An 8,358-nucleotide genomic window follows, 5' to 3' on the forward strand; every position below is an offset into this window, starting at 1 on the left:
AAAGCGCGCCTTGCCGTTCCGTGAAAGGTGCCGTGTGACGGTCCTGCACGGGGACGCGCTGCTGTGTCCGTGCGGCCTTGTCAAAAGGTCCGTGAAACCCGTCTGTCCGCATTGTAACTTGGCAAATGCGCACAATGTGCACATTTCTTTGAAGTGCACATTGTGCGCGTTTTGATTCGTGGCCGGTGCGGCCGGTCAGCCGGGGTGGCGCTTCACGCCATGAAACAGGGCCGGGGCCCGCGCCCGGAACTCCTGTCAGGAAGGAGGAGCAGCCATGGAAAGCCTTGGGAAATCCGCTCTGGCGGCGGCTGTCAAACGCACTGCCTTCGTGACCGCAGATCTGCCGGGCCGTCTCCGGCGCACAGGCGGCCGCCTGTCTGGTTTTGCGCCGGGACGCAAACCGGGCCCCGCGCCGGTTCCGGGCCGGACCAGACAGGTTCTGCTTGTGTGCGCCATGGGCGCCTTGTCCGGGATCGTGCTGATGGATGAAACCCTGCTCGGGATCGCGCTCCCCGTCCTGCGGGACGGTCTCGGCCTTTCCCATCTGGCCTCGCATTGGGTGGTCAATGCCTATTTTCTGAGCCTGACCTGTTTCGCGGCGATTGGCGGCAAGTGCATCGATGTGTCGGGTGCGCGCCGGGTGCTGATCGTGAGCGCGGCAGGCTTCGCTGTTGCGTCCCTGCTGGCCGGTCTGTCGGGCAACGGGCCCCTGTTGACCGGCATGACCGCGCTTGAGGGGCTTTTTGCCGCGTTTCTGTTCCCGCTGTCCCAGGCGGGCAGCTATGTGGCCTTTCCCGTGGAACAGCGCGGTCTGGCAATCGGCATCTATGCCGCGATCTCGACCGGCTTTCTGGCGCTTGGCCCGGTTGCGGGCGGGCTGATCCTGCACTTCCTGTCCTGGCACTGGATCTTCTGGATCAACATTCCGGTCGTGTTTGTCTCCGGCGCGCTGGCGCTCGTGCTGTGGGACAGCCCTCAAGGGGCCGGCCGGTTGCGGAGCATCGACTGGCGCGGGGCCGGGCTGATGCTGGCCGGGCTGACCGGTTTGGTGTTTGCGCTGATGGAAGGGGCCGAGCTTGGCTGGGGCAATCTGGCGGTTGCCGCCATGGCCCTTGCCGGGGGCGCGGGGCTGTTCCTGTTCTGGCGGTACGAGCGGAAGCAGGCCCGTCCGCTGGTTGATTTCGGATTGTTCGGCAACAGCGCCTTCACGTCCGCGGTCCTGGTCTATTTCATGGGCCAATACGCGGTCGTGGTCATGTCGGTGTTCTTTCCGGCCTATCTGCAGGGCGAACTCGGCTTCCGGGCCGTCGCTGCGGGGCTGGCGATGATTGCGGCAGTCTTGCCCTATCCCTTTGCCTCGATCCCGATCGGCCGACTGGCAGACCGCATCGGGTCCCGGGTTGTGGTGATTGCCGGAGCCCTGCTTGCTAGTCTGTCCATGACCGGGATCGGGGTGTTGCTTTCGTTCCACTCCTATGCTGCAACCGTGCCGTTGCTGGTGATCTGGGGGATTGCCATGGCGTGCCTGATCGGCCCGTCCCGACGGGCGGCCACACAGGCCGCAAGTCACTCCGATCAGGGGCAGTTGAGCGGAACGACCGTCACACTCCGCCTACTGGGCGCCACGGCGGGCATGGCCGTTTCGAGCGCCCTGCGGAGCAATCATTTCGGATACTCGGCGGTGTTCATTGTCACCGGCCTTCTGCTCGCAGGCGCGTTTCTTCTGGCACTCTGGAAGGTGCGGGACGTGCACGGAATGCTGGATGCGGACGGGACACGATCCCGGAACCTGCGGCCGGACGTGGGCGGATCTCACTGGCTGGTTGCGGCAAGCCGCGTAGACGTGGCTCGCGACCGGGACCGGGCCGGGTAAAGGCGCGCAGGATCAGCTTGCCGCGTTCGCACCCATCGCCGCCTGCAAGGCGTGGGACACGTCGCGGCACAGGGCTGCATAGGCGGGCGAGGTGCGGAAGCTGTCCGTGCGCGGATAGGGGGCGGTGATGGGCAGGTCGGCGGCCACGCGCCCGGGCCGGGCGGCCATCACCACGATCCGGTTGGACAGATAAACGGATTCAAACACCGAATGGGTGACGAACACCACCGTCCAGCCGAAGGTTTCCCAAAGCCTCAAAAGGTCGTTGTTGAGCTTGAAGCGGGTGATCTCGTCGAGGGCGGCGAAGGGTTCGTCCATCAACAGCAGTTTTGGTCCCGTGACCAGCGCCCGGGCGATCGACACCCGCATCTTCATGCCGCCGGAAAGCTCGCGCGGGTAGCTGTCTGCAAACGTGTCCAGCCCGACGAGCTGGAGCGTGTCCATCACCTGTTCGCGTGCTGCTGTTTTCGACAAGCCCTTGAGCCGCAGCGGCAGCCAGACATTGCCGAAAACAGTTGCCCAAGGCATCAGGGTCGGCTCCTGGAAAACAAAACCGGCATCGTTGCCGTCCCAGTTGATGCCGGTCATCGGCCAGTCGATCCGTCCGGATGTCGGGCCGGTGAGGTTCGAGATGATCCGCAGCGCGGTCGACTTGCCGCATCCCGACGGCCCCAGAAGGGAGACGAAGTCGCCTTTGGCGATGTCGAGCGACAGATTGTTGAGCGCCACGGTGCCATTGTCGAACGTCTTGGAGATGGCTTTGAGGGAAACAATGGCGGGTCTTGAAGCCGGTTGTGTCTGCATGTGATCGTGTGTCATGGCCCGGGTGGATTAATGCGTGGCGTGCAACAGCGCCATGGCAAGGACTGGTTCGCCATAAGGGATTGATTGTCAAGGCGCATGATGCCGGGACGGGCTGTGCTTGATGGGTGTCCTTAAAAAAACGGCCGCGGCTATCAGACCAGCTCCCCGCAGTTGGCCGTGCTGAGGGCATCGGTGATCAGGCCGTTGAGGCTCGGGTCCGGCACGAAGGCGCGCAGGAGCGCAAAACCTTCCAGGGTGTCCGTCTCGATCACGATCAGGTCTTCCAGGTCCTCCGGCGGGTTTTCCCGCAGGATCGACAGTTGTTGCGGCGTCAGAACCAGCATGGAGAGGGTTTCGGACCCGGCCGTGCGGTTGTTGAGCGAGTAGACGGTTTCGCCCGATGCGTTGAACAGGCCGATCGACCAGAACGGTGCCGGGATCGAGGCTGTGAACTTGACCGGCCCCTGATCGAGCTGGAACCGGCAGGCGGCGTGTTTCATCGCCGGGTCAAGCGCGGGCAGGGGTTCAGATCCCGGCGTGACATCAGGCAAGAGGTTGAAGGCCAGATCCGGGCCGAAGTCCGCAAGTGTGGCGTAGGCGCTGTGGCTGACATTTTGCGGGACCGTCAGGATCACAAGGATATGCACGATCCCGGCAATGGCCACGGCCGCAAGCAGGCCGGTCACGAGTTTGAGGCGGTCCGGCAGCATCACAAGCACCCCAGACGCTGGATGGCGGGCATGGTCACGCCCTCAAGGGCGGCGCCGGTCGTCACCGGGGCATCATAAAGCCGGAAGGTGAACTGCAGGCCGTCCGTGTCCCGAGGACTTGCGGCAAGCGGCAGCCAGTTGCTCGGTTGGGCGGAACGGGCGGCGGTGATGACAAAATCGCCGTTCGGACGCCGCAGGAGACCTCGGCTGCTCAGATGGGTGCGCCCGGCGCGCGCCGGCACCAGCTTGCCATGGCTGTCGGTGGCGGTCAGGGTCCACAGCCGCGCCCGCGGCGTATCGCCGGCGATCCGGTACTGGCAGGCCGGGTCCAGTGTCCGGCCGGAACTGTCAGTGCGGGCGGTGAGGGCAAGCCCTTCGCCATTGGCCAGCGGAATGATCGCGCCGCGGCTGTAGATCGCCACCGAATAGGGATCTGCCTGTGCGGTGCCTGCAAGCGGATAGGCCTGCCACGGGCCGATCGACACCGAATGAAGCGGCCGCTCGCGGGCAATCGCCAGATAGGCGGATCCGATCCCGGCCACAATTCCGGCAAGCGCGATCAGCATCAGGACAGCGAGCGTGCGCAGCGGGCTGGCCTGCGGTCTGCGCAGGATCGGCGGCAGGATATCGGCCTCGAAATCAGCCTCCGGGTTCCGGTTCGACAGGGCTGTCATTGTGTCACGGCACCCTGGTCCAGTCCGGCTCCGGACACCGGCAACGTCACCGACGCGGCCTGTTGCGGGGCAGGGGCCTCCGGTTTGATGGCGTTCAGCTGCTCGGCGAGTTCCTTGAGAATGATCTGTGTCTGGCGCTTGAGCAGGCGCGGTTGGGTGCGCACATCTTCCTCCGACCGGCTGGTGGCGACGGGTGCGGAACTCAGCGTGTCCGCATCGATCCCGGGGATGGGGACCAGATCGACCCCTTCGTGGGCATAGGCCATGAATTTCTGCCAGGCCATCGCCGGCAGGCTGCCGCCGGTCACCTTTCGCGTCGGTCCGAAGTTCTCGTTGCCGAACCAGACGGCTGTCGTGAAATTGCCGGTGTAGCCGACAAACCAGGCATCGCGATAGGCATTGGTCGTACCGGTCTTGCCTGCGGCCACGACCCCGTCGATGCGTGCGCGCCGCCCGGTCCCGGCCTGAACCACATTGACCAGGATCTCGTTCATTTCCGCCACCTTGCCGGCCGGCAGAACGCGTTCGGCAGGCGGCTCGTCGCGTTCCCGGCGGTAGAGTTCCTTGCCCTCATTGTTGTGAATTTCAAGGATCGTGTAGGGTTTGGCGCTGTAGCCGCCATTGGCGAAGGTCGAATACCCGGCGGCCATGTCGATCACGGAGACTTCCGAAGAGCCGATCGGCAGGGACAGGGAATTCTCCAGCTCGTGGCTGATGCCCATCCGGTAGGCGGTCTCGATGATCTTGTCCCGCCCGATGGCCAGCGACAGACGGATCGGGATCGTGTTGATCGACCGGGTCAGGGCCGTTTTCAAAGATACAGGCCCGCGGAACTTGCGGCCGTAATTCTGCGGTGCCCAGTTGCCAATATAGATCGGCCGGTCCGGCACGATGCTGTCCTTGGTGTAACCATTCAGGAAGGCGGTCATGTAGACAAAGGGCTTGAAGGAAGACCCGGGCTGGCGCATGGCATCAGCCGCGCGGTTGAACTGGCTTTCGCCATAGGACCGCCCGCCGACCATGGCAACGACCGCCCCGTCCGGGCGCATGGCAACCATCGCCGCCTCGTCGACCTCGCGGATCTTGCTGTTTTCACGCAGCACGGTGGAAACGGCGACATCCGCCTGCCGTTGCAGCGCCGGGTCGAAGGTGGTCCGCACGGTGATGATCCGGTCCCGCGCCAGAACCGGGCTGCGCCGCGCCAGTTTCTTGACCTCTTCCAGTGCCCAGTCGAGAAAATATTCCGGCAGCTGTTCCTGCGAGCGGTCGACGGCGATGGCCGGGTTGCGTCTTGCGCCGATCACCTGCCCCTCTGTCAGAAACCCGGCCTGTACCATGTTGGTCAGCACCTCGTTGGCACGGGCACGGGCGGCCGGCAGGTTGACATGCGGCGCATAGCGGGCAGGGGCCTTGTAAAGCCCGGCGAGCAGGGCGCTTTCGGCCAGTGTCAGCTCGCGCACATTCTTGTTGAAATAGAAGTCTGCGGCGGCGGCGACCCCGAACACCCCGCCGCCCATATAGGCGCGGTCGAGATAGAGCTTCAGGATCTCCTGCTTGCTCAGGTTCGCTTCCAGCCACAGCGCCAGATAGGCTTCCTTGATCTTGCGCCCCAGGGTCCGCTCGTTGGACAGGAACAGGTTCTTGGCAAGCTGCTGGGTGATCGACGAGCCGCCCTGCACGACGGTCCCTGCGCGGGCGTTTTCCACCATGGCCCGGAAGGTGCCGACTGCATCAATGCCGAAATGATTGAAAAACCGCCGATCTTCGGTTGCAAGGGTCGCCTTGATCAGGGAATCCGGCAGCTGGTCCAGCGGAATGCTGTCATTGAGGACAATGCCGCGCCGGCCGATTTCCTTGCCGAACCGGTCCTCGAAGGTCACGGCAAAATCGTCGGTGGTCTTCCAGTCGGCATAGCGGGTCGCCTCAAACGCGGGCTGGGCGAAGGCGAGCACGACGACAAACCCGGCAAGGCCGAGGGTGACGGCCTCGGACGACACTTCCGACAGCGCCTTCCAAACGCCCTTGGCCCGGAACCGGCGCAAGAACGCGTCATAGCGTTCATACGTCTTGCGCAGCGCGGTGCCGAGTTTCCACAGGCCGGTGTCGACAGCTGCGTCAATCGACAGCAAAAACTGGCCGAACGACCGGCGCCGCCGGGCCGGATTGCCGTTCGTTTCAGCCGTTTTGGTGTCGCGGTCTTTGGTCAAGCAGACACATCCTGTCGCAAGGGCCGATGCCCTTCTGCACTAACGTCTCTCCCGGCATACGTGTCCGTACAGACTGCCGGAAACCTCTGCCGTATTACTGCCAAAATACCGTCAAATTCGTTAAGGGTGCAAGCGGACGGATGTGCCAAGGGTCGCGTTTGAAAGACTTCTGCATATCGAAGCCAATCGAAACATGCAGCATATGGCCTTACCTCACAGAAGTGGCGATGACGCCACAAGGAAGCCTTGCAAGGCGGAAGCCGTCTTGAAAGGCGTTCCGTGAACAGTTCATCTCCATCCCAAGCAGATGATGATGGGCAGAACTGGCGCGTTCAGCCGCACAGACCGGCAGTATGCAGACGGATCTACAATACTGTCCGGTATCATTCTGATTGCACAGGCGTTTGCCTGTTTGAGCAACCATCTGCAGGATGATGGGGGTCAACTGATCTATGTGCCGGATTCCGGTTTGCGATAGATCGCACCCTTGCCCGCTTTCGCCCGCGCCCGGACTTCTTCGTCGCTCAGCTTTGTTTCAATGAGTTCGATTGGCATGCCGCCGTCATTGATCACGGCAACATGATACCCGTCTATTGGTTCATAGGGGCCAAGCAGGAGATCCTTGCCCTTAATGGCCGCATCAAGGTCGGACACCTTGTAGGCAAGATGCGGCATGGTCTTGAGCAATGGATGAAGCGGAGAGGTCTCCGTAAAGCGATGCCACTGGAGCGGAAACTGACCTTCGTGATCAGAGGTATACATGCCCATTTCGGCGCTGAACCGTTCATTCGGCCGGATGTCCCGCGTCGGAATGCCCATGTGATTGAACTCATAGATGATGCCGGTTTTCATAAGCTCTCGTTTTCTGGCGGTTTTTTCCACCTTTGGAGGTCTGATTGCGCGCTTGCCAAGCTGCACCCGGTCTACCGGTTTCGGGCCGGAATGCAGCGGCGCGCGCAAATTACTTGTTGCGGCCATGCCCCTATGATACCCGGCAGCCTAGATATCACAGCTCACGGCCGTCGTGACGGCTGAAACCGGTGCACAAGATCTTGACCCATCAAAACCCTTCCGAAGACCTTTTGTGTGGAGACAAACGCCCCTTCTGGCGGCAAAAGACGCTTGACCAGATGAGCCCGCGCGAATGGGAATCCCTGTGCGACGGCTGTGCGCGCTGTTGTCTCAACAAGCTTGAGGACTGGGACACGGGCGAGATTTACTGGACAAATGTCGCCTGTTCGTTGCTCGACGGCCACTCCTGCCGCTGCAAGGACTACGACAACCGGGCCGCCACCGTGCCGGACTGCATTCAGCTGACCCCGTCGGAAGTGCCGAAGTTGCACTGGCTTCCGCCCACCTGTGCCTACCGGCTGGTGGAAGAAGGGCAGGACCTCTACTGGTGGCACCCGCTTGTCTCGGGCGATCCCGATACGGTGCATCAGGCAGGCATTTCGGTGCAGGACCGCACCGTCAGCGAAGACGGCATGGAGCCGGAAGACTATGAAGACCATCTGTGCAGCTGGCCCGGTGAGATGCCGGATACTGCGGATTAGTTTGGCCGCATACCATCTTCGGGCAATGAACTTCTGCCAGTCTAGGAATTCAGGGCTGTATGCATGACCGATTTCTCGCGTTATTACGACAGGATTGTCCTGCATGCGGGCGCGCACCGGACCGGGACATCCTCCTTGCAATCGGCCTTGCACAGACTTCAAGACGCGGGGCTGGATGTCATAGCGCCGCAAGTGGCCGGTGACCGGCGGATGGCGGATCACCGTCCCTTCATGAGCGCCTGTGTTCAGGCCGGTCTGAAATCGGGCCGTGGGGGGCTGTTTCATAAACACCGCGCCCGGCGCCGGATGAAGCAGGCGTTCTCCCGGTATCTGGAGGCGTTTCCGCCAAGGCACGGCGAATTGGTTTATTCCGAGGAAAACATTTTGGGCAGCGCACTGGAGGCGGATCGCCCGGGCATCCTTTATCCCGATGCCGGTCCCCGGCTTTCCGTGATCCGCTCGCTGCTTGGCGCAAATGTGGCGCGGGTCTGCCTTGCGGTGCGGTCCTATCAGCCCGTTGAAAAAGGCCGGTGTTTT

General features: G+C 62.7%; 8 protein-coding genes. 3 read left to right on the forward strand and 5 right to left on the reverse strand.

The annotated features are described in order from the left end of the window. The first annotated feature begins 274 nt into the window (after window positions 1–274). Window positions 275–1,873 carry an MFS transporter gene (locus tag E1297_RS06145; RefSeq protein WP_155135295.1) on the forward strand — a complete coding sequence of 533 codons (1,599 nt, stop codon included), beginning with the start codon at window positions 275–277 and terminating at the stop codon, window positions 1,871–1,873. Between the two features lie 12 nt (window positions 1,874–1,885). Here the strand turns inward: E1297_RS06145 and E1297_RS06150 are convergent, their stop codons facing one another. The 5 genes from E1297_RS06150 to E1297_RS06170 form a co-directional block, all read right to left on the reverse strand. Further along, complete coding sequence (locus E1297_RS06150; protein ID WP_244327656.1) at window positions 1,886–2,677, reverse strand: ABC transporter ATP-binding protein; 792 nt, start codon at window positions 2,675–2,677, stop codon at window positions 1,886–1,888. 152 nt (window positions 2,678–2,829) lie between these two features. Continuing rightward, window positions 2,830–3,387, reverse strand: coding sequence for a DUF1254 domain-containing protein (locus E1297_RS06155; RefSeq protein WP_155135299.1), 558 nt, complete (start codon window positions 3,385–3,387; stop codon window positions 2,830–2,832). After that, complete coding sequence (locus tag E1297_RS06160) at window positions 3,387–4,061, reverse strand: DUF1214 domain-containing protein (RefSeq protein ID WP_155135301.1); 675 nt, start codon at window positions 4,059–4,061, stop codon at window positions 3,387–3,389. The genes E1297_RS06155 and E1297_RS06160 overlap by 1 nt, the downstream gene beginning before the upstream one ends. Further along, window positions 4,058–6,190: a transglycosylase domain-containing protein gene (locus E1297_RS06165; RefSeq protein WP_244327657.1), complete on the reverse strand. Its 2,133-nt coding sequence runs from the start codon at window positions 6,188–6,190 to the stop codon at window positions 4,058–4,060. Before E1297_RS06165 ends, E1297_RS06160 begins: the two co-directional genes overlap by 4 nt. A gap of 528 nt (window positions 6,191–6,718) precedes the next feature. Continuing rightward, window positions 6,719–7,246, reverse strand: a complete 528-nt coding sequence (locus tag E1297_RS06170; protein ID WP_209015665.1) for a VOC family protein — start codon at window positions 7,244–7,246, stop codon at window positions 6,719–6,721. 74 nt (window positions 7,247–7,320) lie between these two features. On the opposite strand from E1297_RS06170, the gene E1297_RS06175 reads away from it, so the two are divergent. Together E1297_RS06175 and E1297_RS06180 are read left to right on the forward strand one after the other, a co-directional pair. Next, window positions 7,321–7,821 (forward strand): YcgN family cysteine cluster protein, encoded by a 501-nt coding sequence (locus tag E1297_RS06175; RefSeq protein WP_256372692.1) that lies wholly within the window; start codon window positions 7,321–7,323, stop codon window positions 7,819–7,821. Window positions 7,822–7,884: 63 nt separating this feature from the next. Beyond that, on the forward strand, window positions 7,885–8,358 hold a 474-nt coding region (locus E1297_RS06180), incomplete at its 3' end, for a hypothetical protein (protein WP_209015666.1).

The sequence above is a fragment of the Roseibium sp. RKSG952 genome, assembly GCF_009711355.1.